Raw genomic sequence first — 25,420 nt, 5'->3', positions numbered from 1 at the left:
GCGGGCGCGGCTACCCTGGGCCGCGTGCGTTTCCTGCTGCGTCCCGGGTGGATCGCGTTCGTCGTCGCGGTGCTGGCCTTCGCCGTCGCCTGCTACACGCTGCTCGCGCCGTGGCAGTTCGACCGTGAGTCCGAGCGCTCCGCGCAGAGCCGGGCCATCGCCACCGCCGACGCGACCCCAGCCGTCGGGTTCGACACGCTCGTCCCGCCCGGTACGGCGATCGGCGCCGACGACCAGTGGCGCCGGGTCACCCTGGCCGGCACCTTCGACCGTGCCGCGGAGACCCTGGTCCGCCTGCGGGTCGTCGACGGCGCGCCCGCCTTCGAGGTGCTGACGCCGCTCCGGCTCACCGACGGCCGGACCGTCGTGGTGAACCGGGGGTCGGTCCCGGCCGCGGACCGGGGCGCCGTGCCCGACTACGCCGCCGCGCCCGCCGGACCGGTGACCGTCGAGGGCAGGCTGCGCCTGGACGAGACCGACCCGCAGGGCCGCCCGCCGCTGGTCGAGAACGGCACCCGCCAGGTCTACGTGTCGGACTCCCGCTCGGTCGCCGCCGCCACCGGACTGACCCCGGTCGAGGGCGTCGTCGTGCTGGAGGCCGGCCAGCCCGGCGTGCTGGACCCGATCCCGGTCGAGCCGGTCGGGGGCGGAGCGCCGTTCAGCAACTTCTCCTACGCCCTGCAGTGGCTGACCTTCGGCGCCGTCGCCCTGGTCGCCCTGGTGCTGTTCATCCGGTTGGAACTGTTGCAGCGCAGCGGGAAGCGCGAGACGGCGGGCAGCCTGCGGGACCAGCTCTCCGGCCGCGACGGCTTCGGCGACGAGCCCGTCCCCGCCGACCGGGCCGAGGACAGCGCCCCCGGCACCACCCGCGACGCCGCCGCCGGGTCCGGCCCGGGCTCGGGCTGATCCCGCACCGCGCCACACCCGTCGCGGGCCCCGGCCGGATTCGCTTACCCGGTAAGCGATCTCACCCGTCCGACATGGTGGCCCGTCGGCCGTGCCCCGCCGGCCGTGCGCCGGGCCGCCCCCTCCGGGCAGGCTCTCTCCGAACTCGCTTACCTGGTCAGCGAATTCCCACGATCCACCCTCACCGACCGGGTAGGCGTGGAGATCGGCCGGACTCACCGGGACCCGGGCGGCGGGCCGCCGGGGCCACCCGAACGGACCGCTGTCGCCGGAGACGGTTCGCGCGGTGAACGGACTCCGGGCGCCACAGCACCGCGGCCGGGGCGACCGGCTCAGCCGCGCCGCCGCCCCAGCTCCGCCGCCGTCGCGACGGCGAGCAGTCCGGCCGCCCCGGCCACCAGCCGGGACAGCCGCGCGACGCGGTGCAGGTCGGCCACCCGGGGCGGGTGCCCGTCGCCGAGCGACGGGCGGGCCTCGGTGCCGTGGGCGTAGACCGTCGGCCCGCCCAGACGCAGCCCGAGCGCACCGGCGGCGCTCGCCTCGACCGGGCCGGCGTTCGGGCTGGGGTGCCCGGCGGCGTCGCGGCGCCAGGCCCGCAGCGCGCACGCGGGCGAGCCACCCACCAGCGGCGCGACGGCCACCGTGACCACCGCGGTGACCCGGGCCGGGGCCAGGTTGACCACGTCGTCGAGACGGGCCGAGGCCCACCCGAAGCGGGCGTGCCGGGCGGAGCGGTAGCCGACCATCGCGTCGAGGGTGTTCACCGCGCGGTAGCCCAGCAGCCCCGGGATGCCGGCGACCGCGCCCCACACCAGCGGCCCGACGACGGCGTCGGAGGTGTTCTCGGCCAGCGACTCGGCCCCGGCGCGGGCCATGCCGTCGGCGTCGAGCAGCTCCGGGTCGCGCGCGCACAGGTGCGGGATCCGGGCGCGGGCGGCGGCCAGGTCACCGGAGTCGAGCGACGCGGCCAGCGCGGCACCCTCCCCCACCAGCGAGGTCCCGCCGAGCACGGCCCAGGTGGCGACGGCGGTCAGCCCGGCCCGCACGACGGGCTCGGCCCGGGCCCCCGCACGCGTCGCGGCCACCTCGGCGACCACCCCCGCCGCGACCACCGACCCGACCAGGATCGCGGTGTAGGCCACCCCGGGTGCGACGGCGTCGCGGTGCATCCGGCCCTCCAGCCGGGCGGCGAGCGTGCCGAAGCCGGCGACCGGGTGGCCCCGGCGCGGGTCCCCGAGCAGTGCGTCGGCGGCGATGCCGGCGGCCAGTCCGGCCGCGCGGCCACGTGTTCCCATGCGCCGAACCTAGAGCGGCGCGCGCGCAGGGTGCGGGCAGGCCGGGCAGGATCATGGGCATGCGCACGGACCTCAAGCCGGACGAGATGGGCAGCGGCCCGTTCTACAAGCTCCTGACCAGCGTCGTCGTCCCCCGACCCATCGCCTGGGTCTCCACCCGCTCGGCCGACGGCGTCGACAACCTCGCCCCGCACTCGTTCTTCACGGTGTCCTGCGTGGACCCGCCCATGATCCAGTTCACGTCGGTCGGGAAGAAGGACTCGCTGCGCAACGTGTCGGAGACCCGCGAGTTCGTCGTCTGCCTGGCGAACGAGCCGATGTTCGAGAAGATCAACGCGACCGGCACCGACTTCCCCGCCGAGATCAGCGAGTTCTCCTCGGTCGGGCTGACGGCCGAGGCGTCGTCGGTCGTGGCGCCGCCGCGGGTCGCCGAGTCACCGGTCGCCCTGGAGTGCGTGCTGCACGCGAACATCGAGCTCGGCAACTCGACCGTCGTCATCGGCCGGGTCGTACACGCCGCGATCGAGGAGAGCGTGTTCGTCACCGACGAGCGCGGCAACTCCCTGCCCGACATCCACCGGCTCGCCCCGCTGGCCCGCCTGGGCCGCAACGAGTGGTCGCGGATGGGCGAGGTCCTCGAGATCACCCGCATCCCCTACCAGCAGTGGCCGGGTCACTTCGGCGACGGGTGACCCGGCCCCGCCGGGTCTACAGGGTGTACTCGGTGGGCGGCGTCGCGGCCGGGTCGGCGTGGATCTCGCCCTCCCGGCCGCGCAGCTCGACCCGGCGGATCTTGCCGGAGATCGTCTTCGGCAGCTCGAAGAACTCGAGCCTGCGGATCCGCTTGTAGGGCGCGAGGTTGTCGTAGGCGAACTGCAGGATCGCCGTCGCCGTCTCCTCGGTCGGCTCGTGCCCCTTGGCGAGCACCACGTAGGCCTTCGGCACGGCGAGGCGGACCGGGTCCGGGGACGGCACGACCGCGGCCTCGGCGACCGCCGGGTGCTCGATCAGCACGCTCTCCAGCTCGAACGGGCTGATCCGGTAGTCGCTGGCCTTGAACACGTCGTCGGCCCGGCCGACGTAGGTGATGTAGCCCGACTCGTCGCGGGAGCCGACGTCGCCGGTGTGGTAGAACCCGCCGGCCATGGCCTCGGCGTTGCGCTCCGGGTCGTCGGCGTAGCCCACCATCAGACCGGTCGGGCGGTGGTCGAGGTCCAGGCAGATCTCGCCCTCGTCGGCGACCTTCCCGGTGGCCGGGTCGACCAGTGCGACGACGAACCCGGGGATCGGCCTGCCCATCGAGCCCGGCTTGACCGGCTGCCCCGGCGGGTTGCCGATCTGCACCGAGGACTCGGTCTGGCCGAACCCATCGCGGATGCGCAGGCCCCACGCCTTCTCGACCTGCTCGATGACCTCGGGGTTGAGCGGCTCCCCCGCCCCGACGACCTTGGTCGGCGGCGTCGCCAGCCCGGACAGGTCGGCCTGGATCAGCATCCGCCACACCGTCGGCGGGGCGCAGAAGCTGGTCACGCCGCAGGAGTCCAGGACCGACAGGACGGACTCGGCGTCGAACCGGGCGTAGTTCATGACGAGGACCGTCGCCTCGGCGATCCACGGCGCGAACACGTTCGACCAGGCGTGCTTGGCCCAGCCGGGCGAGGAGATGTTGAGGTGCACGTCGCCGGGCTCGAGGCCGATCCAGTACATCGTCGACAGGTGCCCGACCGGGTAGGACGTGTGGGTGTGCTCCACCAGCTTCGGCTTCGCCGTGGTGCCGGAGGTGAAGTACAGCAGCAGCGTGTCCGACGCCTTCGTGGCGCCGTCCGGGGTGAACTCGGCGGCGGCCGAGTAGGCCTCGCCGGTGTAGTCGCGCCAGCCCGCCACGGCGCCGCGGACGGCGATGCGGGTGTAGTCGCCGTCGACGTCGTCGAACTTGCCGGCGTCGTCCGCCCCGACGACGACGTGCGCGGCCCGCCCGCGGTCCACCCGGTCCTGCAGGTCGGCCGGGGTGAGCAGGGTGGTCGCGGGGATCACGACGGCGCCCAGCTTCATCGCCGCCAGCAGCGTCTCCCACAGCTCCAGCTGGTTGCCGAGCATCAGGATGATCCGGTCGCCCCGGGCGACGCCCTGCGCACGCAGCCAGTTCGCGACCCGGTTGGACCGCTCGGACAGCTCCGCCCACGTCCAGTGCGCCTGCGAGCCGTCCTGTTCGACGATCCACAGCGCCTTCCGCGCGCCCCGCTCGGGATCGGCGGCGACGACGTCGAAGTGGTCGAGCGCGAAGTTGAACTCCTCGAGCTCCGGCCAGCGGAAGTCGCGGTAGGCCGTGTCGTAGTCCTCGCGGTGGGTCAGCAGGAAGTCGCGGGCGGCGAGGAACTTCTCCGTCGCCGGGCTGCCGGTCGCCATGGGGTGCACCTCGGTGGGCTCGTGCGGGGGGCCCGTGCCCCGGGCCCGTCGTGCGGGGCCGCCCGTGCGGCCGTACCGCGACCCTAGTCACTCCACCGGCGCCCCGGCAGTGCGCGACGGCCGCCGCCGGCCGGGCACCGACCGTGCGGCGCCGATCACGCGATGGTGGCGGCGAGGTCGGCCCGCCCGGGCGGGCCGGTGATCGTAAGGTGCCCGCGTGACCGTGCCGAACCTGCCGAAGGTGCCGACCCCCGACGTGTCGGTGTCCCGCCTGCGGGTGGGCCGGTACGGGCCGCGGCTGCTGCTGCGCGGCGTGCTCGTGGGGCTGGCGCTGCTGGTCCTCGTGCTGCTGCTGGCCGGCTGCGGCAACGGCGAGCTGCCCGCGGCGTGGCGCACCCCGTCGCCGGTCCCGACGACGGCGCCGACCGCCACCCCGACACCGACCCCGACGCCCACGCCGACGACGACCCCCACGCCGAGCCGCACCGCCGACCCGTCCCGCACGACGGCCGCGCCCGCACCCGGGCGCGGCGGCACCGACGGCGGTGGCACCGGGACGGGCCGCACCGGCGCCCCGGGGGCGGCCGCGGCGGCGTCGCCGATGTGGCCCGCGGGCGACGCGGCGACCGCGAAGCGGATGCAGCAGCAGTCCGACGCCGGCGGCGACCCGTGGCTGCTCGACCCGGAGGAGGTCACGATCTCCTACGTCGGCAGCGAGCTCGGCTACCGGAACCCGACCGTCACCCGCCTCGGCAACGGCGTGTACGCCGCCACCGACGGCCGGTCGGCGCAGCGCTCGACGATCCGGCTCACCCAGCCGGTCCGCTCCGGCACCGGCGGGATCTGGGTGGTCGACCGCGTCGACCGCGGCTGACGGGAGGGTCGGCCCGCACCGGCACCCAGCGTCACCGGGTCTCGTACCGGACGGCGCCCCTCGCCGGAACCCGGCCTCGCGTTACACCCTTTGCGCGCCTTGGGTACCGTGAGGTGAATGACAGTTGGCGCGAACGGGTGAAACCCGGCGCCGGGTGCAGCGTCCGGGCCCGTTCCGACGATGTTCCGTGTGAGGTCGTCGCGGTACCGCGGCGGCCGGGGGGTCCAGGAGAGGCGGAGCACGATGGCCAGCGAGTCGGTCCAGCAGGACGTCTTCACCGTGTTGCACGGGCAGGCGTCGCCGATCGTGAGCCGCTGGGCGTACCGCGCCTCGGACCCGTTCGCGATCTCGTTCTCGGTGCGCCGGTCCTCCGACCGCTGGATCGAGTGGCTCGTCGCCCGCGACCTCGTGATCGAGGGCCTGACCACGCCCACCGGCATCGGTGACATCCGGATGGCGCCCCGGCGCATCGACGGTTACGACGTCGTCGAGCTGGAGATCCGCTCCGACGGCGGGTCCGCCGTCCTGGAGGTCGACCGCGACCTGCTGGCCCAGTTCGTCGACTCGACGCTGGAGATCGTCGACCTCGGCGAGGAGCACGACCACCTCGACCTCGACGGCGCCATCGCCCGGCTGACCGGTAGCGCGGCGGGCCCCACCACCCCCTGAGCGCGCGCTCCCACCCACGACGAGGGCCCCGGACCGCACGACGCGGTACCGGGGCCCTCGTGCGTGCCGGGTGCCGCTCAGCTGTTCTGCTCGGCCCACTCGGGGTCGGTCGAGGCGTCCCACTCGGCATCGGCCGCCGCCTCGTCGGCGTGGTCGGCGTCGCGCGCGAGCTGGTCGCTGACCTCCGGGTCCCCGACCGGGGACTCGTCGACCACCGGCACGATGCCCTCGTCGACGTCGTGCACGGCGGCCTCCTCGGCACTGGCCGCGCCGCCGTCGACGCCCACGTCGGTCCCGGCGCCGTCGACGGCCGGGTCGCCCGCCGCGGAGTCGGCGGCGGCGGTCAGCCGGCCGGAGCGGCCCGGGTCGCCCTCGGGCAGCTCGTCGGGCAGCTCCCGGGCCAGTCGCGCCTCGTGCGACTCGCCCTCCTCCTGACCCGCCGCGGTCACCGCGTTGTCCTCGACGCCGTAGGGACGGTCCGGCGGGACGTAGCCGGAGTCCAGCGGGTCGGTGTCCGACGGACCGGTCAGCGCCTCGTCGGTGTCCAGCTGCATCGCCGAGGCCATGTCCGGCGCCTCCGGCTGGAACTCGTTCTCGTCACCTGAAGCGGATGCCATCGGTCGCGGGTCTCCTCGGTGTGGCCGTGTGTCGGGCGGTGTTCGGTATCGACCGTGCGTACCCCGCGCCGCGCCGCGCCATGCGCCGGCGCCCGGACGCTACGGTCGCCGACACCGGATCCGCCGCGGCCGGTTCCCGCGCCGCACCCGTCGTACGAAGGAGCACTCCCCCGTGACCGCCGCCCCGTCCGCCCGTTCCGGTGACAGCACCCGCAGCGCCCTGCTCGCCGCGGCCGCGGACCTGTTCACCGAGCACGGCTACGACCGCACCTCGGTCCGCGCGATCGCCGACCGGGCCGGGGTGAACCAGGCGCTGCTCTTCCGCTACTTCGGCAGCAAGGACGCCCTGTTCGCCCGGGTCGCCGCCGAGCGCGCCCTCGCCGTGCTGCACGACGGCCCGCCCGAGGAGCTCCTGACCCGCCTGCTGCGGTCGATCCTCGACGGCGGCGACGGGCCCGAGCGCGACCTGTTCGGGCCCGTCGTGCGCTCGGCCGGGACGTCGGAGGCGGCCGCGGCCGTGCGGGTGGAGCTGGCCGGGGCGTTCACCGAGGCGTTCGCCGCGCAGGCCACCGGCGCCGCCGACCGGGCCGACGCCGAACTGCGCGCGGAGCTGGTCCTGACCTGGCTGCTCGGGCTGAGCCTGGTCCAGCCGCTGCTGCCCGGCGGCGCGGTCGGGCGGGCCGCCCCGGACACGGTGCTGGACCACGTCACGCGCGCCGCCCGGACCCTGCTGGAGGCGCCCGGGCTCAGCCGGTGAGCCGGTCCACCTCGGCGCGGAACCGCTCGCGCTGGGCCGGGGTCTCCCGGGTCCGCGACAGGTAGTGCGCCGGGCGCGGAGCGCGGTCGTGCCAGAACCGGCCGGTCCCGACCGCCGACGACGGCGCGGCCGCGAGCCACACCGCGGTGTCCGCGCCCTGCGCCGGGGTGCGCAGCACGGGGCCGACGACCTTGTCGAACAGCGGCAGCGACCCGGTGACGCCCGGGGTGCGGGCCCACCCGGGGTGCAGTGCGTGCACGGTGACGTGCCGGGGGGCCAGCTCGTCGGCGAGCAGACCGGTCAGGACGACCTGCATCCGCTTGGTGCGGGCGTAGGCCGCGGTGCCGCCGTAGTCACCGGTGCGGAACTGCAGGTCGTCGTCACGCAGAGGCTGGGCGTACATGCCGCCCGAGGACATGATGATCACCCGGGAGTCGGTTCCGGACCGCTCGGCGCCGGCCGCGAGGGTGTCGGTGAGCAGCCGGGTCAGCAGCAGCGGTCCGAGGACGTGCACGGCCAGGGTCAGCTCGTTGCCCTCGGAGGTCTCGCTGCGCTCGGGCGGGAGCAGCCCGGCGTTGTGCACCAGGACGTCCAGCGCGTCGACCTCGGTGGCGAACCGGGTCGCGAACGCGCGCACGTCGGCGAGCTCACCCAGGTCGCAGACCTGCACCGGGAGCCGGTCGCGGGACAGGCCGGGGACGGCGGCCAGGATGCGGTCCTGCGCGGCGACCCCCTTGTCCCGGGAGCGGACGAGCAGGTGCACCGTCGCACCGAGCCGGACGAGCCCGGTCGCGATCGCCTCCCCCAGCCCGCCGCCCGCGCCGGTGACGAGCGCGGTGCGCCCGGTCAGGGCGCCGCGCGGCGGGTCGGCGCGGTCACCGCTCCACCCCGGGCGCCGCAGCAGGTACCCGATCCGTGAGTAGCCGGGGACCAGGGTGCGGTCGAGGACGGTATCCAGAGCGCTGCCGAGCACGGACCGATCCGACCACAGCACCGCGCCGCCCGCGCGTCGATCAGCCCTGCAGACCCGGACCGGAGACGTAAGGGGTGCCGGGGACGTTCGCCGTCGGGAGCTTCGGGACGGCGTCGGTGACCGGGTCGGCGGTGGAGACCCGCTCCATCGCGCCGCAGCTGGACAGCGAGTACGACAGCGGGTTCACCGGCGGGGCGGTGGCCTTGTCGAAGCCGTGCTCGACCTTGCGGATCGACATGGTGCCGCCGGTCAGCTTGTACATGTTCCCCGACGGGTTGGGCGCCTCCAGGGTGCCGTTGCCGTTCTCGTCGACCTCCCACTCGCCGACGGTCTGGCCGCCGGGCAGCGGGTTGGTGCCGTCGAGGATGCAGGGGTTGTTGTTGGTGGCGCTGGAGGTCGCGCCGTAGAAGAACGACACGTAGCGGGCGTCCGGGTCCATGCCGGTCGCGGTGCCGGAGACCGTGTCGGAGTCGACGGTGGCGGTCCCGGCCACGCCGTCGGTGTTCTTCGACGCCAGGTCGACCTGCGTGGGCCCGGTGCTCGGGCCACCGACGACACCGGCCACGTCCGGCAGGCCGCCGAGACCCAAGTAGTCCGGCAGGCCCGCCGTGCGCGCGACGCCGGACAGGTCCGGCAGTGGACCGTCCCTGCCGGTCAGCGGGGTGGTGTCGGGCAGGCCCGCGATCTCGTTGAGGCCCTCCAGCGGTCCGCCCGCGGTGAGGCCGGGGACGTCGGGGAGCTCGTCGGTGCTGCCGTCGGTGACGCCGGGGACCGACGGCAGCTCCGGCACGACGTCGCCGAGACCGGTGAGGGTGTCGGTCGGGCCGGCCAACGGGCTGTTGCCGGTGTCGGTGCCGACGACGGTGCCCGCGGCGCCCACCGCGGTGTCGACCAGCGAGCCGGCCTGCCCGGCGCCGGGCACCGAGGAACCGGCGTCGGACAGGGTCTGCGCCGGGTCGGGCAGCGACGTCAGGGGCTTCGTCGGGGTGTTCAGGTCGACGCCCGTGCCGAGGCCGCTCGTGAGGTCGCCGAGGCCGGGGACCGCGTCGAGCGGACCGGTGGAGGGACTGCCGGAGTCCTTCGTGCCCGCGGCCGGGGCTGCGGAGTCCGAGCCGCCCGAGTCCGAGCCGCCCGAGCTCGTGCCGGCAGAACCATCGCTGCCGGATCTCTTGCCGCCCGAGTCCTCGCCGGTCGAGTCCTCGCGGCCCGAGTCCTCGCCCGCGGAGTCCTTGCCGGTCGAGTCCTTGCCGGCCGAGTCCTTGCCGGCCGAGTCCTTGCCGGCCGAGTCGTCGCCGCCGGAGTCCTCGCCGCCGGAGTCCTTGCCGGACGTCTCGCTCGTCGTCCCCGACCCCTGGTCCGACGAGTCCCCGCCCGAGGGGCCCGATCCCGAGCCGCCCGCACCCAGCACCGAGCCGACGACGTCCGCCCCGGTCACGAGGTCACCCAGCCCGCCGGAGGACCCCGACGAGGACTCGGATCCCGAGGCGCCGCCGGAACAGGAGCCGCCCATCGGGGTGGACCCGTCCGGGCAGTCCGCCGAGGTGCCGGAGGAACCGTCGTCGGCCCCGGTGCCGGCGAACGCCGTCCCGGTCGTCGCACCGGTGGTCAGCAGCAGCGCGGCGAGCGTCGCGGGGGCGGCGATCCGGCGCGCGGTGCCCGCGGAGGGAGCGGCGTGCCTGCGCCGTCCGCGCAGGGACCGGCCGGCGGCCACCGCCGCGGCGACGCCGGTCGAACGGAGGCCGGTCCGGGTGTGCTTGCCCATCTCGAGCGGTCCTTCCGCCTCGCCGTGGGCGAGGGTGCTGGGGAGCGGTGGAGGACGGCGCGGGCACCGGCGTGGCCGGGGTGCGGGGGCACCCCTGGGGGAGCGGCCGGATCGTGCCGGGTCACCCGGCTCGTCCGGTTCGGGACGGTACGAAACGGTGACCCGTCGAGGTTGCTTTCCTGAGAGGATCTCGGCGACCCGGGCGATCACGGGTCGGCTCCGGACGCCGAGTGACAGGCCGACTGGACCGAACGGCTCAACGATCTACGACGAACACGCTCCGTGTTCTCAGGATCGCGGGAGATCCCCTCCGTTCAACGAGCGGGTGACGCCGGGGTGACGGGTCGTCGCAGAACGGCCACCGCTCGCACGTCCCGGTGCGTGGCCGTCACCCCGGACGGGGAACTAGCCGAGGCGCTCGCGGACGGCGTCGAGGTTGCGTTCCATCCCGGTCCGCCACTCCCGCAGCCGGCCCTCGACGATCCGCTCCTCCTTGTCCGGCCACCGCTCGATCGCCTGCGAGAGGCCCGACGGCCCGGGACCCATCCGGGCCCACTGGCGCAACACGGTTCCGTCGCCGTCGGGGGTGAGCTCGAACCGCCACACGGCCGTCGCTCCCCCGTCGCCACCGGGCTCGACGGTCCACTCGAACAGCCGCCCCGGCTCCCATCCGGTGACGGTGGAGACGGTGCTCCACTCCCCGATCGCGTCGTGGCGGTGGTGGCCGTGCAGCCGGGCCCCGAGGCCCGGCTCGTCACCCTCGCCCCACGAGGCGCGCTGCATCTCGGTCGACACCCGGGCCAGGAACCCCGGGTCGGTCACCAGCTCCCACACCGCCCGGGGCGGTGCGGCGACCCGGGCGGTGGCCTCGGTGGTGGGTCCGTCGGCGTAGCGCATGCGACCTCCTCGTCGTCGGGCCGCGGCGGGTCAGCGCTCGTCGGCACCCCGGCGCAGCAGGTAGGTGTCCATGATCCACCCCTTGTTCTCCCGGGCCTCGGCCCGGACCTTCAGGATCTCGTCGGTCACCTCGACGAGCGGCCCGGCGACGAGCAGCTCGTCGGGCGTACCCAGGTAGGCGCCCCAGAAGATGTGCAGCTCACGGCGCTGCTCGTCGGGCAGCGTGGCGAAGGCGGTGCGGCCGTCGAGCATCACGACGACGTCGTCGACGTCGGTGGGCATCCCCTCGGCGATCCGGCGCCCGGTGGTGATCAGGACGGGGCGCCCGACCCGGTTGAGGATCAGCCGGTGGGCGGCGGCGAGGGCGGCGACGCTGGAGATCCCGGCGACCGACTCGACCGACCACTGCTCCCCCGCGCCGGCGAGGACCCGGTCGAGCAGGCGCAGTGTCCCGTCGTAGAGGGAAGGGTCACCCCAGACCAGGAAGGCGCCGGTCTGCCCGTCGGCCAGCTCGGCGTCGAGCATCTCGCGGTAGAGCCGGGCACGGCGGTCCTGCCAGTCGACCACGACGTCGCGGTACCGCTCGTCGTCGCGCTCGACCTCGGTGCCGCGGTCCCGGCCCACCTCGGGCGCGGTGACCAGCCGGTACCCGCCGTCCGGGCGGTGCCGCCGCAGGAGCTCGGTGCGCAGGGCCAGCAGGTCGTCCTGCGACCCCCCGCCGTCGAGGCCCTTGTCGATGACGAACACGACGTCGGCCCGGCGCAGGGCGCGGACCGCCTGGAGGGTGAGGTGGTCGGGGTCACCGGCCCCGATCCCGATCACGAGAACCGTGCGCACCGGAGTGACCGTAACGGACCCCGGGCGCTCCCCGGCACTCCCCCGATCGGCAGGTACCCCCCGCCCGGTGTCGCCCGATGCGCGCAGCGTCCGACCCCGTCACGCGACGTCGTCACTCGGTAGTGTCATGGTGACCGGCGAGCCACGACCGGGTCACCGGCCGACCGCCGACGACCGACCCCGCAGCGCCACCCCGGGAGGCCACGTCACCGTGCCCACCAGCGAACACAGCAGGACCCTGACGATCGGACACCTCGTCGAGTCGCTCGACGACCGCGGCGTCGCCGCCGCGCTCGGTGACCTCGCCGCCGCGGCCCCGGACGCCGGGTTCCGGGTGGTGGTCGTCGCGCTGGCCCCGTCCGGGCACTCCGACGTCGCCGAGGGCATGACCCGCGCCGGGGCGCCACCGGTCGAGCTGAACGTCGCGCCGTGGGACCCGCGTGCCGTGCTGAAGGTCCTCGCCGCGTTCCGGGAGCACGGTGTCGACCTGGTGCACACCCACGGCGCCCGGCCCGACGTCGTGGGCTCGGCCGCCGCGGCCCGGCTGCGGGTGCCCGCGGTGTCCACGCTGCACCACATCCACGAGCACCCCGCCGACCGCGGCGACCAGCTCCGGCGGACCGCGAAGACGTTGGCGCGCAAGCGGTTCATGAATCGCACGATCGCGACGTCCGCCCTGCAGCGCGACTGGTACCGCCGCGCCGCCGGGTCCACCGAGGGCCTGTCGGTGATCCCGGACGGCGCCGCCGACCCGGGCGAGGGCACGCCCGAGGAGCGGGAGCGTCTGCGGCGCGGGCTCGGCGTGGACGGCCACGAGGTCGTCGCCGTCTCGGTCGCGCCGATGCGCCGCGGCCAGGGGCAGGACATGCTGCTCGACGCCGTCGCCGGGATCGGACCGGACGAGCCGCTCACCGTGGTGCTCGGCGGCGACGGGCCGCTGCGGCCGTGGCTGGAGTCGCGCGTCGCCGCCGACGAGGCCCTGTCCGGCCGGGTGGCGTTCCGCCGCAGCACCGACCCGGTCGCGCTGCTCCGCGCCGCCGACGTGCAGCTGCACACGACCCGGCACGACACGATGCCCCGCATGCTGTTGCTCGGCCACGGCACCGGGACCCCGGCGGTCGCGACGCGGGTCGGCGGGATCCCGGAGATCGTGACCCGCGAGACCGGGCTGCTGGCCCCGGTCGACGCCACCCGGATCGCCGACGAGCTGGTGCGGCTGACCCGCGACGCCGAGCTGCGCGCCCGGCTCGGGGCCGGGGCCCGGCGGCGGTTCCTCGACCGGTTCGCGGCGGCGCCGTGGGCGGCCCGGCTCGGCGACGTCTACCGCAGCGCGGCCGGGGTGGCGGGCGCTCCCGCTCCCACCGAGCTGGACACGCCGGAGCCGGTGGGCCGGGCCTGAGCCGGGCCGGCTGCGGCGGGCCGCGCCGGCTCAGTGCGGGACGGGCGCGGGCCGGTCGGCGACCGGGTTCTCCAGGGTCCCGACGCCGTCGATCTCGACGGTGACCCGGTCCCCCGCGGTCATCGGCCCGACCCCGCCGGGGCTGCCGGTGAGCACGACGTCGCCGGGCTGCAGCGTGATCCAGCGGGTCACGTGGGCGAGGATCCGCGCGACGTCGAAGATCATCGTCCCGGTGTCGGCCTCCTGGACGGTGCGGCCGTTCAGCGTGGTCCGCAGCCCCCACGGCCCCGCGCCCGGCTCGGTCTCGATCCACGGCCCGAGCGGGCAGAAGGTGTCCGCGCTCTTCGCCCGCGCCCACTGCCCGTCGGCGCGGTAGTCGTGCGCGGTGACGTCGTTGGCGCAGGTCAGGCCGAGCACGTGCGACCAGGCGGCGCGCTCGTCCAGGTCACGGGCCCGGCGACCGATCACCACCGCGAGCTCGCCCTCGTACTCCAGCCGCTGCACCCCGGCCGGGCGCAGCACGGGCTCCCCCGGCCCGACGACGGCGTTGGGCGCCTTGAGGAACAGCGCGGGCCGCTCCGGGCGGGGGCGCCCCTTCTCGGCGAGCTGGCAGGGGTAGTTGCTCCCGACGCACACGATGGTGCGGGGGTCGCAGGGGGCGAGCAGGACGACCTCGGCGAGCCGCCCGGCGACCGCCCCCGGCCCGGACGGGCCCAGCTCGCGGACGACGTCGCCGTCGCCGCCGGTCTCGACCCGCCCCGTGCGGGGGCCCTGGCCGGAGTCGTAGCGGACCAGTCGCATCCGCTCACACCGTCCCGGCCGGGCCGAGTGCCTCGCGCACCAGCTCCAGCGGGTGCCAGGCGGTGCGCCCGGCGCCGTGGAAGATCTGCTGGCGGCAGGAGACGCCGGTCGCGGCGACCAGGGTGTCGGCGGGCTCGGCGTCGATCGCCGGGAGCAGCCGGTCCCGGCCGACCTCCATCGAGGTCGCGTAGTGCTCGGCCTCGAAGCCGAACGAGCCCGCCATCCCGCAGCAGCCGGAGTCGATCTCGGAGACCTCCAGCCCGGGGATGCGGCGCAGCAGCGCGAGCGTCGCCGCGGTCCCGACCTCGGCCTTCTGGTGGCAGTGCCCGTGGTAGACCACGCGCCGCCCGCTCAGCGCCGACCGCTCCGGCAGGACCAGGCGGCCGTCGTCGAGGGCCTCGACGAGCAGCTCCTCGACCTGGCGGACCCGCTCGCCCACCGACCGGGCCTCGGCGCTGTCCGGGAGCAGGGCGAGGGTCTCGTCGCGCAGGGTGAACACGCACGACGGCTCGCAGCCGACGATCGGCGCGTCGGCCGGGGTGTCCCGGGCGAGCGAGGTGACCAGGCCGGTCGCCTTGCGACGGGCGTCGTCGAGCAGTCCCTTGGACAGGCTGGACCGGCCGCAGCAGCCGCCGCCGGCCAGCTCGACCCGCCACCCGGCACGCTCCAGCAGGCCGATCGCGGCCCGCCCGATGTGCGGCTCGGTGAAGGTGGTGAACGAGTCGGCCAGCCACACGACGGTCCCGGCCGGTGCGGCGGCCCGCGCGGGGTCACGGCGCCGGAACCACCGCACCAGGTTGTCCCGGTCGAAGCGCGGCAGCGGGCGGCGCGCGGTGATCCCGACGGTCCGCTCGGCGAGCCGGCGCAGCACCCCGACCCGGCCGGGCAGGTTGGACAGCGGCGCGGTCGCCGACCCGAGCCGGTTCAGCGTGCGGATCGCGCCGAACAGCCGCGAGCGCAGCGGCGTGCCGTGCACCGCGTGCTGCTGGTGGAGCGCCTCGGCCTTGAGCGAGGCCATGTCCACGCCCATCGGGCACTCGCTCTTGCAGGCCTTGCACATCAGGCACAGGTCGAGGATCTCGTGCAGCCGACCGTCGGCGAGCCCGGCGGCCGGGTCCGGCTCGGACAGCGCCTTGACCAGCGCGTTCGCCCGGCCGCGCGTGGAGTGCTCCTCCTCGAGGGTGACCTGGTAGGACGGGCACATCACCCCGGCCGTGGTCTTGCGGCACAGGCCGATGTTCATGCAGCGGTCGGCGGCGTCGCGCATCCCGGTGACGCCGGGGCCGCCGATCACCTCGAACGACAGCGCCGTGGTCAGCCGCGGGGCGGGCGGCAGCGCGTCGCGGTCGCGCAGGTTCTCGGTCATCGACGGGGCGTCGACGATCTTGCCGGGGTTCATGACGTTCCCCGGGTCGAACAGGGCCTTCACCCGGCGCATCGCCTCGTACAGCTCGTCGCCGAAGATCTCGCGGTTGAACTCCGAGCGCGCCAGGCCGTCGCCGTGCTCGGAGGAGTTCACGCCGCCGTACTCGGCGACCAGGTCCTTGATCCGCTCCGCGACCCGGCGCATCGTGGCGACCTGGGCCGGGTCGGTGAGGTCGACGAACGGGCGGATGTGCAGGCAGCCGACCGAGCAGTGCCCGTAGAACCCCGCCTCGAGGCGGTTCTCGTCGAGGATCTGCTTGAACCGCGCGGTGTACTCGGCCAGGTGCTCGGGGGCCACCGCGGTGTCCTCGACGAAGGCCAGCGGGCGCCGGGTGCCCTCCCCCGCCGCCATGAGCAGCCCGAGGCTGGACTTGCGGACCTTGAGCAGCGCGGCCTGCTCGGCGGGGGTGACCAGCTCCAGGGTGTGGTAGCCGTGGCCGTGGCGCTCCCAGAGCGCCGCCAGCGCGCGCAGCTTCGCCACCAGTCCGGCCTCGTCGTCGCCGGAGAACGAGACGAACAGCAGTGCGGCCGGGTCACCGACGAGGTGGTTGCCCAGATCGGCGTACTCGATCTTGCGGCGGGACAGGTCGAGGATGGTCCTGTCCATCATCTCGACTTGGTGCGGATCGCAGCTGAGCGCGTCGGTGGTGGCGGAGACGGCGCCGTGCACGGTGTCGAAGTGGCCGACGGCGTAGACCGTCCGCGCGGGCTTGGGCACCAGGTCGACGACGGCGCGGGTCGCCAGCACCAGCGTGCCCTCGGCGCCGACGACGAACTTCGCCAGGTCGAACGTCCCGGACTCCGCGAAGCCCGCGAGCCGGTCCAGCCGGTAGCCGCAGGCCCGGCGCCAGAACAGCGGCATGCCCGCGGCGATCGCGTCCTCGTTCTCGGTGACCAGCGCGGGGAGCTCGCGGTAGAGGGCGCCCTCCAGGGTGTCCGCGGCCGCGCGACGGCGGCGCTCGTCGGCGTCGACGGGTTCCAGCCGGGCGGTGGAGCCGTCGGACAGCACGACGTCGAGCGCGCGGACGTGGTCGATCGTCATCCCGAAGGTCAGCGACCCGCTGCCCGCGGAGTTGTTGCCGATCATCCCGCCGATCGTGGCCCGGTTGCTCGTGGAGGTGTCCGGGCCGAACATCAGCCCGTGCGCGGCCGCGGCCCGGTTGAGCTGGTCCTGCACCACCCCCGCCTCGACGACGGCGGTGCGCGCCACCGGGTCGAGCTCGACGATCCGGTTGAGGTGCCGGGACAGGTCGAGCACGAGCCCCGGTCCGACGGTCTGGCCGGCCAGGCTGGTGCCGGCACCGCGCGGGACGACCGGCACGCCGAACTCGGCCGCGGTGCGCACGGCCGCGGCGACGTCGTCGTGGGTACGGGGGAAGACCACTCCGAGCGGGGTGATCGCGTACATGCTCGCGTCGCGGGAGAACAGGTGGCGGCTGTAGTCGTCGAAGGCGACCTCGCCGGTCACCCGGGACCGGAGCGTCTCCTCCAGACCCGGGACGGCGGTGGTGGCGGTGGCGGGACGAGTCAGCTCGGCGGTCATGGGGTGGCGTCCTCTCGCGACGGTGCGGGGGCGGTCGGGGCGGGTCAGTCGGTCTGCAGCCGCTCCAGCGCCGCGTCGAGGCCGGAGCCCGCGACCGGCACCCCGGCGAGACCGAGGCCCATCTGGACACCGGCGAGGGTCCCGGCCAGCGTGAGGTCGTTGAACGCACCGAGGTGGCCGATCCGGAAGATGCGCCCGGCGAGGCGGCCGAGACCGGCGCCCAGCGACATGTCGAAGCGGTCGAGGATCACCGCGCGGACCTTGTCGGCGTCGACGTCGTCGGGGACGAGCACGGCGGTGAGCGCACTGGAGTACTCGCGCTCGTCGAGGGCCAGCACCTCCAGGCCCCACGCCCGCACCGCGGCCCGGGTGGCCTCGGCGTGGCGGGTGTGGCGGGCGAAGACGTTCCCCAGGCCCTCGTCGTGGAGCAGGCGCAGCGCCTCCTTCAGCCCGTACATGAGGTTGGTGTTCGGGGTGTAGGGGAAGAAGCCGCGCTCGTTGGCCGCGAGCATCGGGCCCCAGTCCCAGAAGATGCGCGGCATCGTCGCGGTGCGGGAGCGCTCCAGGGCCTTGGCGCTGATCGCGTTGAAGCTCATCCCCGGCGGCAGCATCAGCCCCTTCTGCGAGCCGGCGACGGTCACGTCGACGCCCCACTCGTCGTGCCGGTAGTCCATCGAGCCGAGCGAGGAGATGGTGTCGACCAGCAGCAGGGCGGGGTGGTCGGCGGCGTCCATCGCGGCGCGGATCTCGGCGACCCGGCTGGTGACACCGGTCGAGGTCTCGTTGTGCACCACGCAGACCGCGGCGATCCGACGGCCGGTGTCGGCGGCGAGCCGCTCGGCGACGACGGCGGGGTCCGCCCCGTGCCGCCAGTCGCCGGGCACGAGGTCCACCCGGAGCCCGAGCCGGCCCGCCATCTCCTGCCACAGCGTGGCGAAGTGCCCGGTCTCGAAGCACAGCACCGTCTCCCCCGGGTTCAGGGTGTTGACCAGGGCCGCCTCCCACGCCCCGGTGCCGGTGGCCGGGTACATCACGACCGGGCCGGTGGTGCCGAAGACCGGGCGGACGTCGCGCAGCAGCTCCGTCCCCAGCGCCTGGAAGTCCGGGCCGCGGTGGTCGATCGTCGCGGCCGACATCGCGCGCAGCACCGAGTCCGGCACGTTCGTCGGGCCGGGGATCTGCAGGAAGTGCCGACCGGCTGCGTACGTCATGAGGTCCTCCACGTTCGGTGACCGATGGTTCCGGATGGCGGAATCCGGGTCTCGCGCTGATGACGGTATACCGTCTACAGTCTGCCGTCGAGAGGGTGCAGCAGGGCCGGCACGCACCTCGGCGGGCGGCATCGACGCCGCTTGACGGGCGTGTGTGATCCTGCTGATACTCGGGATATCGAATTCGTTTTCCGCATTGCGGAAAATGCGGCCCGGCGACGTCGCACGGACCGCGTCATCAGTTCCTGTCTGCGTCAGTGCCGACCCCAGAGGAAAACGATGTCCATCGAACTCATCACCATCGTGGCACTCGCCCTGGTGTTCCTGATAGCGACGATCCTCCCGGTCCACATGGGCGCGCTGGCCTTCGTCGCCGCGTTCGTCGTCGGTACGGCGTTCGTCGGGGAGGACACCGACGACATCGTCGGCGGGTTCCCCGGCGACCTGTTCGTGATCCTCGTCGGCGTGACCCTGCTGTTCGCCATCGCCAAGGGCAACGGGACGGTGGATCGCCTGGTCCAGCTGGCCGTTCGGGCCGTCGGCGGCCGGATCGCCCTGATCCCGTGGGTCATGTTCGGCGTCACCGCGGTCCTGACCGCGGTCGGCGCCGTCGTCCCCGCCGCGGTCGCCATCATCGCGCCGATCGGCATGGGATTCGCCCAGCGCTACAAGATCAACCCGATGCTGATGGGCCTTCTCATCATCAACGGGGCGAGCGCCGGCGGCTTCTCACCGATCAGCATCTTCGGCAGCATCGTGAACGGTGTCGTCGCCCGCAACAACCTGCCGAGCAATCCGGGACTGCTGTTCGTCTCGTCGTTCGTGTTCAATCTCGTGCTCAGCGTCGTCGTGTTCCTGATGTTCGGCGGGCGGGAACTGCTCCGCCGTTCCCGGGATGCCGCGGGATCCTCGGGCGCCGGCGGCGACCGGGTCGCCGTGGCCGCCGAGCCGGGCACATCGCTCGCCCTGGGCGGCGGCGCCGTGCCGCACGGCCGGTCACGGACAGTCACCGGCGGGTCCGGGTCGGGTGGGTCCGGGGCCGCCGAGCCGGTCGGCCCGGACGACGAGCCGCACCGCCCGCTCGAACGCGACCACGTGTTCACGATCCTGGGCCTGGTCGCCCTGGCCGTCGGCGCACTCGCGTTCGGCCTCGACGTCGGCTTCACCGCGCTGACCGTGGCCGCGGTCCTCTCGGTCATCTCGCCGTCGTCGGCCAAGGCGGCCGTCGGGCAGGTCGCGTGGCCGACGGTGCTGCTGATCTGCGGGATCGTGACCTTCGTGTCGCTGATGGAGCGGGTCGGCACCATCGACTGGCTCGGCAACCTCGTGACGACGATCGGGTCCCCGCTGCTGGCCGCGATCATCATCTGCCTGATCGGCGCGATCGTGTCCGCGTTCGCCTCGACCACCGGCATCCTCGGCGCCCTGATCCCGCTGGCCGTGCCGTTCCTGCTCGCCGGCGAGGTGGGCGCGGTCGGCCTGATCATCGCGCTGTCGCTGTCGTCGTCGGTGGTGGACTCCTCGCCGTTCTCCACCAGCGGGGCGCTCGTCGTCGCGAACGCGCCGGCCGACCGGACCGACCGGGTGTTCCGCGGGCTCATGATCTGGGGCTTCAGCATGTGCGCGGTGGCGCCGCTGCTGAGCTGGCTGATCTTCGTCGTCCCCGGCTGGGGCTGATCCGGTGCCGGGAACGGGAGCAGGCCCGGGCGGTGGCGTCCAGTCCGTCGTCCGGGCCTTCCGGATCCTCGACGTGCTGGCCGAGGCGGACGGGGAGCTGTCGATCAGCGAGCTCGCCGTGGCCGTCGACCTGCCGCAGCCCACGATCCACCGGATCGTCGCGACCCTGCGCGAGCTCGGCCACGCCCACCAGGTCACCAACCGCCGCTACACCCTCGGACCCCGGCTGATCGGGCTCGGGGACCGGGCGTCGCGGGTGCTGGGGGTGCGCGCCGGGGACGACCTGCGCGCGGTGGCGGAGCGGTTCGGCGAGACCGCCAACATGGCCGTGCTCGACGGGGAGCGCGCCGTCTACACCGCGCAGGTGCCCGGGCCGCACTCGATGCGCACGTTCACCGAGGTCGGGCGACGGGTGCCGCTGCACAGCACCGGCGTCGGGAAGGCACTGCTCGCCCAGCTGCCCGCACCCGCGGCACGGCGGCTGCTGGGCTCCACCGGACTGCCCGCGGCGACCGACCACACCGTCGTCGACCCCGACCGGCTGCTCGACGAGCTCGACCGCATCCGCCGGGCCGGGTTCGCCGTGGACGCCGAGGAGCAGGAGGTCGGCGTGTTCTGCGTGGCCGTCCCGCTCGCCGGGGTGTCCAGCCCGGCGGCGCTGTCGGTGTCCGGCCCGATCCACCGCTTCGGGCACGACCGCGTCCCCGAGGCGGCCGCCCTGCTGCGGGCCGCCGCCGAGGGCATCGGCGGGACGCTCGCGTGAGCGCCGACCGGAGCTCAGGCCCCGCGTCGGCGGGCCAGCCACTCCTCGGACTCCGGCGTACCGCCGTCGAGCCGGTCGACGAGGTCGAGCAGGAACGAGGTGTGGCCGTGCTCGGTCAGGGCCCGCTGCGCGACCTCCGGGTCCCCCGCCTCGACCACGGCGAGCAGCTCACGGTGCCGCTCGACGTTCTCCAGCAGCGACTCGCGACGGGCGGTGCGGTTCATCGCCATGCACAGCTGCATCTGGAACGACAGCGCCCGGTAGGCCTCGGTCAGCCGCGAGTGCCCGGCCAGTGCGACCAGCGACAGGTGGAACTCGAACTTGTGGTGCAGGAACCTGCTCTCGTCGCCGGCCCGGCCGACCTCCTCGAACGCCGCCAGGGCCGCCCGGCAGCGCTCCAGCCGCTCGGGCACGCGTACCGGCACACCGAGGCGGACGGCGAGCGCCTCCAGGTCCTCGCGCAGGGTCACGATCTCGTAGACGTCGTGCCGGGTCAGCGTGCGCACGGTCGCGCCGCGCCGCGGGTGCGCGACGACCAGTCCCTCGTGGGTCAGCGTCTGCAGCGCCTCACGCAACGGCGGGCGGGAGACCCCGAGCCGCTCGGTCAGGCGCGCCTCGACCAGCCGCTCCCCCAGCGCGAGCTCGCCGGAGAAGATCATCGCGCGCAGGGCGTCGGTCGCCAGCTCCGCCATGGACGGCGGCGCGACGATCCGGCCACCGGTACCCGTGTGCACCGCCGTCACCGCACCCACCTCTCCCGCGTTTCCGTATACCGTATATCAAGGCCGACGCCGACGACCCCGGAGGGCTGCCGATGCAGACCGACCCACCGCTGACCGGAGTGCTCGTGCTGGAGGTGGGGGCCTTCATGGCCGCGCCGTTCGCGACGATGCAGCTCGCCGACCTCGGAGCCCGGGTGGTCAAGGTCGAGCCACCGGGCACCGGCGACCCGACCCGGGCGGCGGGCCCGTTCCTCGACGGCGAGAGCTCCCCGTTCCTGCGGCTCAACCGCAACAAGGAGTCCGTCGTCCTCGACCTCAAGGACGAGCGGGGCCGCGCCGCGTTCCTGGCGCTGGTCGACCGCGCCGACGTGGTCGTGGAGAACCTCCGTCCGGGCGCGATGGACCGGCTCGGGCTCGGCTACGCAGCCCTGGCCGAGCGCCGTCCGGAGCTGGTGTACGCCTCGGCGTCGGGCTGGGGTGTCGACGGTGCGGCCGCGACGCGGCCGGGGCTCGACATCATGGCGCAGGCCGCGAGCGGGCTGATGAGCGTGACCGGGGAGCCCGACGGCGACCCGGTCAAGGTGGGCGTGCCGGTCTGCGACCTGGTGACCGCGCTCTACGTGGCGCTCGCGGTGACCGCGGCGCTGCGCGAGCGGGACCGCTCCGGGACCGGTCAGCACATCGACGTCTCGCTGCTGGAGTCGGGTGTCTCGCTCGCGGTGTGGGAGGCCGGCATGTACCTCGGCGACGGGGAGGTGCCCACGCGGCAGGGCTCGGCCCACCAGCGCTACGCCCCCTACCAGGCCGTCCGCACCCGCGACGGGCACGTGACGGTCGGTGCGAACACCACCCGGCTCTGGACGTCGCTGTGCGCTGCGCTCGGGCTGGAACGCCTCGAGCGCGACCCGCGCTTCGCCGACCCCGGCTCGCGGCTGGCGAACCGGGTGGCGCTGATCGACTGCATCGAGACGGTCACGAGCACCCGGTCGTCGTCCGACGTGCTCGCCGCGCTCGACGCGGCCGGGGTCCCCTGCGCGTCCATCGCCGGCTACGACGAGGTCTTCACCGACCCGCTGCTCACCGGCCGGGACTTCTTCTGGGACGCCCCGCACCCGACCCTGCCCGCGGTCCGCCAGCTGGGGTCGCCGATGCGCTTCTCCCGCACCCCCGCGCGGCGGGGCACCGCCGGGCCCCCGCTCGGCGCGGCGACCGACGACGTCCTCGCCGAGCTGTCCGACCCCGCACGCGGGGGCCACGCGTGAGCCCGGAGGTGACCGCGGAGCTCGCGGCCGGGGTACTCACCGTGACCTTCCGCCGTCCCGAGCGGCGCAACGCACTGACCTGGGACATGTACGAGGGGCTGGTGGCGGCGTGCGAGCGGGCCGATGCCGACCCGGAGGTCCGGGCGCTCGTCGTGCGCGGCGAGGGCGGCCGGGCCTTCGCCGCGGGCACCGACATCGGCCAGTTCCGCGCGTTCACCTCGGGCGCCGACGGGGTGGCCTACGAGCGTCGGGTCACCGCCGTGCTCGACCGGGTCCGCGCCGTCGGCGTGCCCACCGTGGCCGCGGTCGCCGGGTACTGCGTCGGCGGCGGGCTGGGCATCGCCTGCGCGGCCGACCTGCGCATCGCGACGCCCGGGTCCCGGTTCGGCGTGCCGATCGCCCGCACGCTGGGCAACTGCCTGTCCGCGCGGACCCTGGACCTGATGGTCGAGGCCCTGGGCCGACCGCTGACCGCGGACCTGCTGCTCACCGCGCGGATGCTGGAGACAGCGGAGGCCGCGCGGGTGCCGGGGTTCCTGCACGCCGTCGTCGACGACCTCGACGCGGGACTGGACGCGCTCACCGGGCGGCTCACCACCGGCGCACCCCTGACGATCTGGGCGACCAAACGGCTGCTGGACGACCGGTCCGCCGACGACACCGCGGTGGTCGACCGGGTCTACGGATCGACCGACTTCCGCACGACGGTCGCCGGGTTCGGGCAGGGCGGCACCCCGAGCTGGACCGGGACCTGATCCCGGGCTCCGGTCCGCCGTCGGGCCGGTGACCCCGGGGTCGGCGCCCGGTGGCGGGCCCGCCGGGCCCGGACCGCGGTCAGCGCCGCCGCAGCGGCCGGGCCGGGCCGGTCAGCGGCGGGGTCGTCCCGCCCTCGGCCTGCACCTGACGGCGCGCCTGGAGGTAGAGCGCCGGACCGGACACCAGCCCGCGCAGCTTGCGGGCACCCGCGCCGCCCGGCAGCGCGGCGACGTCCTGCGGCGCCGGGCGCTCCTCGGTCGCGATCGGGACCGGCCCCGGGGTCGGGCCGGGCGCGCCGACCGCGGCGGGCGCGGGCTCCTGCCGGGCCCGCGCGACCGTCGCCGGCGTCGAGGACTCGCGGCGCACGATGTCACGCAGGCGCCCGACCGCGGCCGGGAACCGGCGCACCGCGAGCCGGCGCGCCCGCGGGTCCAGTGCGACCTTGCCCAGGAACGCGCCCAGACCCAGCGCGTAGCCGCCCATCTGCTCGCGCAGCTCCCCCGGCGACGGCCGGTGGTGGTGCCACACCCACGCCGAGGGCAGGTAGGCCAGGGTGCCACCGTCGAGCACGATCCGGACCAGCAGCTCGATGTCCTCACCGCCCCGGGTGGGCCGGCCCGGTCCCAGAGCCTCGTCGAACCCGCCGAGCGCACGGACCGGCTCGGCGCGCACCGCCAGGTTGGCGCCGATCCCGAACAGGCCCGGAGAGAACGGGAACACCGGGGAGTCCGCGGGCGGGTCGTCGAGCCGGAACCGGCGCGGCAGGAAGCCCTTGTTCCAGGCCAGCGCGACGTCGGCGGCCCGCTCCTCGGGGGTCTCCAGCCGCGCGGCGAGCACCGGCCCGCTCAGCGCGGTGAGCCCCGGGTCCTCGGCGAAGGACCCGGCGATCCGCGACGCCCACCGCGGGTCGGGCTCGGTGTCGTCGTCGGTGAACGCGACGACCGCGGTGCGGGCCTCGGCGAGGCCGCGGTTGCGCCCGACCGAGACACCCCGGCGCGGCTCGCGGACGTAGCGGACCCGCGGGTCCGCGCAGTCACGGACGACCTCGCGGGTGCGCTCGTCGGGCGGATCGTTGTCGACGACGAGCACGGTCACGTCCGGGTGGTCGCCTGCCAGCACCGCGGCCAGGCAGCGGCGCACGCTCTCCGGCCGCCCCCGCGTCGCGACCACGACGGTGAGCGGCTCGGCCGACACCGCAGGCTCCCCCGGCGGTTCACGCCCGGCGACGGCCGCGGCGGCCCGGGCCAGGTCGGCGGCGCGCGCCCGGCCCTCGTGCAGCGGGACGTCGGCCTGCCCGACGGGCACGCCGCCGTCGGTCACCAGCAGCCGGGCCGAGCCGAACCGCGGCGGGACGACGAGGTCACCGGCCCCACGACCCGTGCCGTGCTCGGCACGGCGGTGGGCGAGCTCGCCCACCCAGACGGGGCCGCCTGCTCGGTCCGGCACTGCTGCGACCTCCCGGGTCGTGTGTCCTCGTCGGTGGGTCCGTGTCGGTGGTCCGGCCCCGGGGACCCGTCCGCTCGCGGACATGACCCCGTGTGCCTACGTCGCGGACCGCCGCCCGGTTCACCGTGTGCGGCCGACGTCACGTCGCGCCGCACCGGGATCCCGCCCCGGGCACCGGACCCCGGCGTCGGGCCGGCCGGTGCGCGCCACGCCGGTCACGGTCGGCACGCACCCCGATCGTGGCAGAGCACCCGGTACCCGCGCTCACCAGGCACGGGACACCTCCCGCGCGCTGCTCCGTCCGCCACGGCCCGGACGGCCTCCCGGCGCAGTCACCGGAGGAGGTGCCGCCCGGGCGTGGCCGGCGGGCGTGCCGGGTTCGTGACGGGCTGGTCCGTCCGGGGCTTTCCCGGTCACGGTGC

Annotated in this window: 22 protein-coding genes; 10 read left to right on the top strand and 12 right to left on the bottom strand. The window is 75.1% G+C overall.

The window, feature by feature from the left end; all coding sequences use genetic code 11:
* Window positions 1–24: 24 nt before the first annotated feature.
* Window positions 25–906 (top strand): SURF1 family protein, encoded by an 882-nt coding sequence (locus KPF22_RS11420; protein ID WP_208826311.1) that lies wholly within the window; start codon window positions 25–27, stop codon window positions 904–906.
* A gap of 332 nt (window positions 907–1,238) precedes the next feature.
* Here the strand turns inward: KPF22_RS11420 and KPF22_RS11415 are convergent, their stop codons facing one another.
* Window positions 1,239–2,201, bottom strand: a complete 963-nt coding sequence (locus tag KPF22_RS11415; RefSeq protein ID WP_208826308.1) for a cobalamin biosynthesis protein — start codon at window positions 2,199–2,201, stop codon at window positions 1,239–1,241.
* A gap of 59 nt (window positions 2,202–2,260) precedes the next feature.
* Between KPF22_RS11415 and KPF22_RS11410 the strand changes: the two genes are divergently transcribed.
* A complete protein-coding gene (locus KPF22_RS11410; protein ID WP_208826306.1) occupies window positions 2,261–2,893 on the top strand; it encodes a flavin reductase family protein in 633 nt (210 codons plus the stop codon).
* Between the two features lie 16 nt (window positions 2,894–2,909).
* Here the strand turns inward: KPF22_RS11410 and KPF22_RS11405 are convergent, their stop codons facing one another.
* The gene (locus KPF22_RS11405) at window positions 2,910–4,607 is read right to left on the bottom strand and encodes an AMP-binding protein (RefSeq protein ID WP_224402022.1); all 1,698 of its coding nucleotides are present in this window, start codon (window positions 4,605–4,607) and stop codon (window positions 2,910–2,912) included.
* A gap of 217 nt (window positions 4,608–4,824) precedes the next feature.
* Between KPF22_RS11405 and KPF22_RS11400 the strand changes: the two genes are divergently transcribed.
* Entirely contained in the window at window positions 4,825–5,481 is a 657-nt protein-coding gene (locus KPF22_RS11400; RefSeq protein WP_062396124.1) for a hypothetical protein, read from the top strand.
* A 243-nt stretch (window positions 5,482–5,724) separates the two neighbouring features.
* Window positions 5,725–6,150, top strand: coding sequence for an SsgA family sporulation/cell division regulator (locus KPF22_RS11395; protein ID WP_062396127.1), 426 nt, complete (start codon window positions 5,725–5,727; stop codon window positions 6,148–6,150).
* Window positions 6,151–6,227: 77 nt separating this feature from the next.
* On the opposite strand, the gene KPF22_RS11390 is transcribed toward KPF22_RS11395, so the two are convergent.
* On the bottom strand, window positions 6,228–6,767 hold the full coding sequence (locus KPF22_RS11390; protein WP_179759803.1) for a DUF5709 domain-containing protein: 540 nt from the start codon (window positions 6,765–6,767) through the stop codon (window positions 6,228–6,230).
* Between the two features lie 172 nt (window positions 6,768–6,939).
* Between KPF22_RS11390 and KPF22_RS11385 the strand changes: the two genes are divergently transcribed.
* Entirely contained in the window at window positions 6,940–7,524 is a 585-nt protein-coding gene (locus KPF22_RS11385; protein ID WP_224402021.1) for a TetR/AcrR family transcriptional regulator, read from the top strand.
* Here the strand turns inward: KPF22_RS11385 and KPF22_RS11380 are convergent.
* The 4 genes from KPF22_RS11380 to cobF all read right to left on the bottom strand — a co-directional run bounded on the left by KPF22_RS11380 (window position 7,514) and on the right by cobF (window position 11,993).
* Window positions 7,514–8,497, bottom strand: a complete 984-nt coding sequence (locus KPF22_RS11380; RefSeq protein ID WP_208822075.1) for an SDR family NAD(P)-dependent oxidoreductase — start codon at window positions 8,495–8,497, stop codon at window positions 7,514–7,516. The genes KPF22_RS11385 and KPF22_RS11380 overlap by 11 nt on opposite strands.
* Before the next feature lie 40 nt (window positions 8,498–8,537).
* Window positions 8,538–10,259, bottom strand: a complete 1,722-nt coding sequence (locus tag KPF22_RS11375) for a hypothetical protein (RefSeq protein ID WP_224402020.1) — start codon at window positions 10,257–10,259, stop codon at window positions 8,538–8,540.
* 405 nt (window positions 10,260–10,664) lie between these two features.
* Window positions 10,665–11,156 carry an SRPBCC family protein gene (locus tag KPF22_RS11370; RefSeq protein ID WP_208822068.1) on the bottom strand — a complete coding sequence of 164 codons (492 nt, stop codon included), beginning with the start codon at window positions 11,154–11,156 and terminating at the stop codon, window positions 10,665–10,667.
* A 30-nt stretch (window positions 11,157–11,186) separates the two neighbouring features.
* Complete coding sequence (cobF, locus tag KPF22_RS11365) at window positions 11,187–11,993, bottom strand: precorrin-6A synthase (deacetylating) (RefSeq protein ID WP_208822065.1); 807 nt, start codon at window positions 11,991–11,993, stop codon at window positions 11,187–11,189.
* Window positions 11,994–12,204: 211 nt separating this feature from the next.
* Between cobF and KPF22_RS11360 the strand changes: the two genes are divergently transcribed.
* Window positions 12,205–13,392, top strand: coding sequence for a glycosyltransferase family 4 protein (locus tag KPF22_RS11360; protein WP_224402019.1), 1,188 nt, complete (start codon window positions 12,205–12,207; stop codon window positions 13,390–13,392).
* 30 nt (window positions 13,393–13,422) lie between these two features.
* Here the strand turns inward: KPF22_RS11360 and KPF22_RS11355 are convergent, their stop codons facing one another.
* The 3 genes from KPF22_RS11355 to KPF22_RS11345 are packed head-to-tail and all read right to left on the bottom strand — an operon-like array spanning window position 13,423 to window position 18,372.
* Window positions 13,423–14,193 carry a fumarylacetoacetate hydrolase family protein gene (locus KPF22_RS11355; protein ID WP_224402018.1) on the bottom strand — a complete coding sequence of 257 codons (771 nt, stop codon included), beginning with the start codon at window positions 14,191–14,193 and terminating at the stop codon, window positions 13,423–13,425.
* A gap of 4 nt (window positions 14,194–14,197) precedes the next feature.
* On the bottom strand, window positions 14,198–17,161 hold the full coding sequence (locus KPF22_RS11350) for an FAD-binding and (Fe-S)-binding domain-containing protein (protein WP_224402017.1): 2,964 nt from the start codon (window positions 17,159–17,161) through the stop codon (window positions 14,198–14,200).
* A 44-nt stretch (window positions 17,162–17,205) separates the two neighbouring features.
* Window positions 17,206–18,372, bottom strand: coding sequence for an alanine--glyoxylate aminotransferase family protein (locus KPF22_RS11345; RefSeq protein ID WP_224402016.1), 1,167 nt, complete (start codon window positions 18,370–18,372; stop codon window positions 17,206–17,208).
* Between the two features lie 279 nt (window positions 18,373–18,651).
* On the opposite strand from KPF22_RS11345, the gene KPF22_RS11340 reads away from it, so the two are divergent.
* Window positions 18,652–20,049, top strand: coding sequence for an SLC13 family permease (locus KPF22_RS11340; RefSeq protein ID WP_208822053.1), 1,398 nt, complete (start codon window positions 18,652–18,654; stop codon window positions 20,047–20,049).
* Between the two features lie 4 nt (window positions 20,050–20,053).
* Window positions 20,054–20,812 carry an IclR family transcriptional regulator gene (locus KPF22_RS33090; protein WP_224402015.1) on the top strand — a complete coding sequence of 253 codons (759 nt, stop codon included), beginning with the start codon at window positions 20,054–20,056 and terminating at the stop codon, window positions 20,810–20,812.
* 14 nt (window positions 20,813–20,826) lie between these two features.
* Here the strand turns inward: KPF22_RS33090 and KPF22_RS11330 are convergent, their stop codons facing one another.
* Complete coding sequence (locus KPF22_RS11330) at window positions 20,827–21,555, bottom strand: GntR family transcriptional regulator (protein ID WP_374107473.1); 729 nt, start codon at window positions 21,553–21,555, stop codon at window positions 20,827–20,829.
* A 71-nt stretch (window positions 21,556–21,626) separates the two neighbouring features.
* On the opposite strand from KPF22_RS11330, the gene KPF22_RS11325 reads away from it, so the two are divergent.
* Together KPF22_RS11325 and KPF22_RS11320 are read left to right on the top strand one after the other, a co-directional pair.
* A complete protein-coding gene (locus KPF22_RS11325; RefSeq protein ID WP_224402014.1) occupies window positions 21,627–22,796 on the top strand; it encodes a CaiB/BaiF CoA-transferase family protein in 1,170 nt (389 codons plus the stop codon).
* A complete protein-coding gene (locus KPF22_RS11320) occupies window positions 22,793–23,551 on the top strand; it encodes an enoyl-CoA hydratase (RefSeq protein WP_224402013.1) in 759 nt (252 codons plus the stop codon). Before KPF22_RS11325 ends, KPF22_RS11320 begins: the two co-directional genes overlap by 4 nt.
* Before the next feature lie 79 nt (window positions 23,552–23,630).
* On the opposite strand, the gene KPF22_RS11315 is transcribed toward KPF22_RS11320, so the two are convergent.
* Window positions 23,631–24,998, bottom strand: a complete 1,368-nt coding sequence (locus tag KPF22_RS11315; RefSeq protein WP_224402012.1) for a glycosyltransferase family 2 protein — start codon at window positions 24,996–24,998, stop codon at window positions 23,631–23,633.
* Window positions 24,999–25,420 lie beyond the last annotated feature (422 nt).

The sequence above is a fragment of the Pseudonocardia sp. ICBG1034 genome (genome assembly GCF_020131375.1).
Taxonomy (GTDB): domain Bacteria; phylum Actinomycetota; class Actinomycetes; order Mycobacteriales; family Pseudonocardiaceae; genus Pseudonocardia; species Pseudonocardia alni.
The sequence above is the reverse complement of the archived record's forward strand: the minus strand, read 5'-3'. Positions and strand labels throughout refer to the sequence as shown.

Coding starts and splice junctions, on each gene's coding strand:
- KPF22_RS11390 (WP_179759803.1), bottom strand. CDS start 6,767: ATGGCATCCGCTTCAGGTGACGAGAACGAGTTCCAGCCGGAGGCGCCG.
- KPF22_RS11415 (WP_208826308.1), bottom strand. CDS start 2,201: ATGGGAACACGTGGCCGCGCGGCCGGACTGGCCGCCGGCATCGCCGCC.
- KPF22_RS11370 (WP_208822068.1), bottom strand. CDS start 11,156: ATGCGCTACGCCGACGGACCCACCACCGAGGCCACCGCCCGGGTCGCC.
- KPF22_RS11355 (WP_224402018.1), bottom strand. CDS start 14,193: ATGCGACTGGTCCGCTACGACTCCGGCCAGGGCCCCCGCACGGGGCGG.
- KPF22_RS11395 (WP_062396127.1), top strand. CDS start 5,725: ATGGCCAGCGAGTCGGTCCAGCAGGACGTCTTCACCGTGTTGCACGGG.
- KPF22_RS11405 (WP_224402022.1), bottom strand. CDS start 4,607: ATGGCGACCGGCAGCCCGGCGACGGAGAAGTTCCTCGCCGCCCGCGAC.
- KPF22_RS11375 (WP_224402020.1), bottom strand. CDS start 10,259: ATGGGCAAGCACACCCGGACCGGCCTCCGTTCGACCGGCGTCGCCGCG.
- KPF22_RS11325 (WP_224402014.1), top strand. CDS start 21,627: ATGCAGACCGACCCACCGCTGACCGGAGTGCTCGTGCTGGAGGTGGGG.
- KPF22_RS11410 (WP_208826306.1), top strand. CDS start 2,261: ATGCGCACGGACCTCAAGCCGGACGAGATGGGCAGCGGCCCGTTCTAC.
- KPF22_RS11340 (WP_208822053.1), top strand. CDS start 18,652: ATGTCCATCGAACTCATCACCATCGTGGCACTCGCCCTGGTGTTCCTG.
- KPF22_RS11345 (WP_224402016.1), bottom strand. CDS start 18,372: ATGACGTACGCAGCCGGTCGGCACTTCCTGCAGATCCCCGGCCCGACG.
- KPF22_RS11350 (WP_224402017.1), bottom strand. CDS start 17,161: ATGACCGCCGAGCTGACTCGTCCCGCCACCGCCACCACCGCCGTCCCG.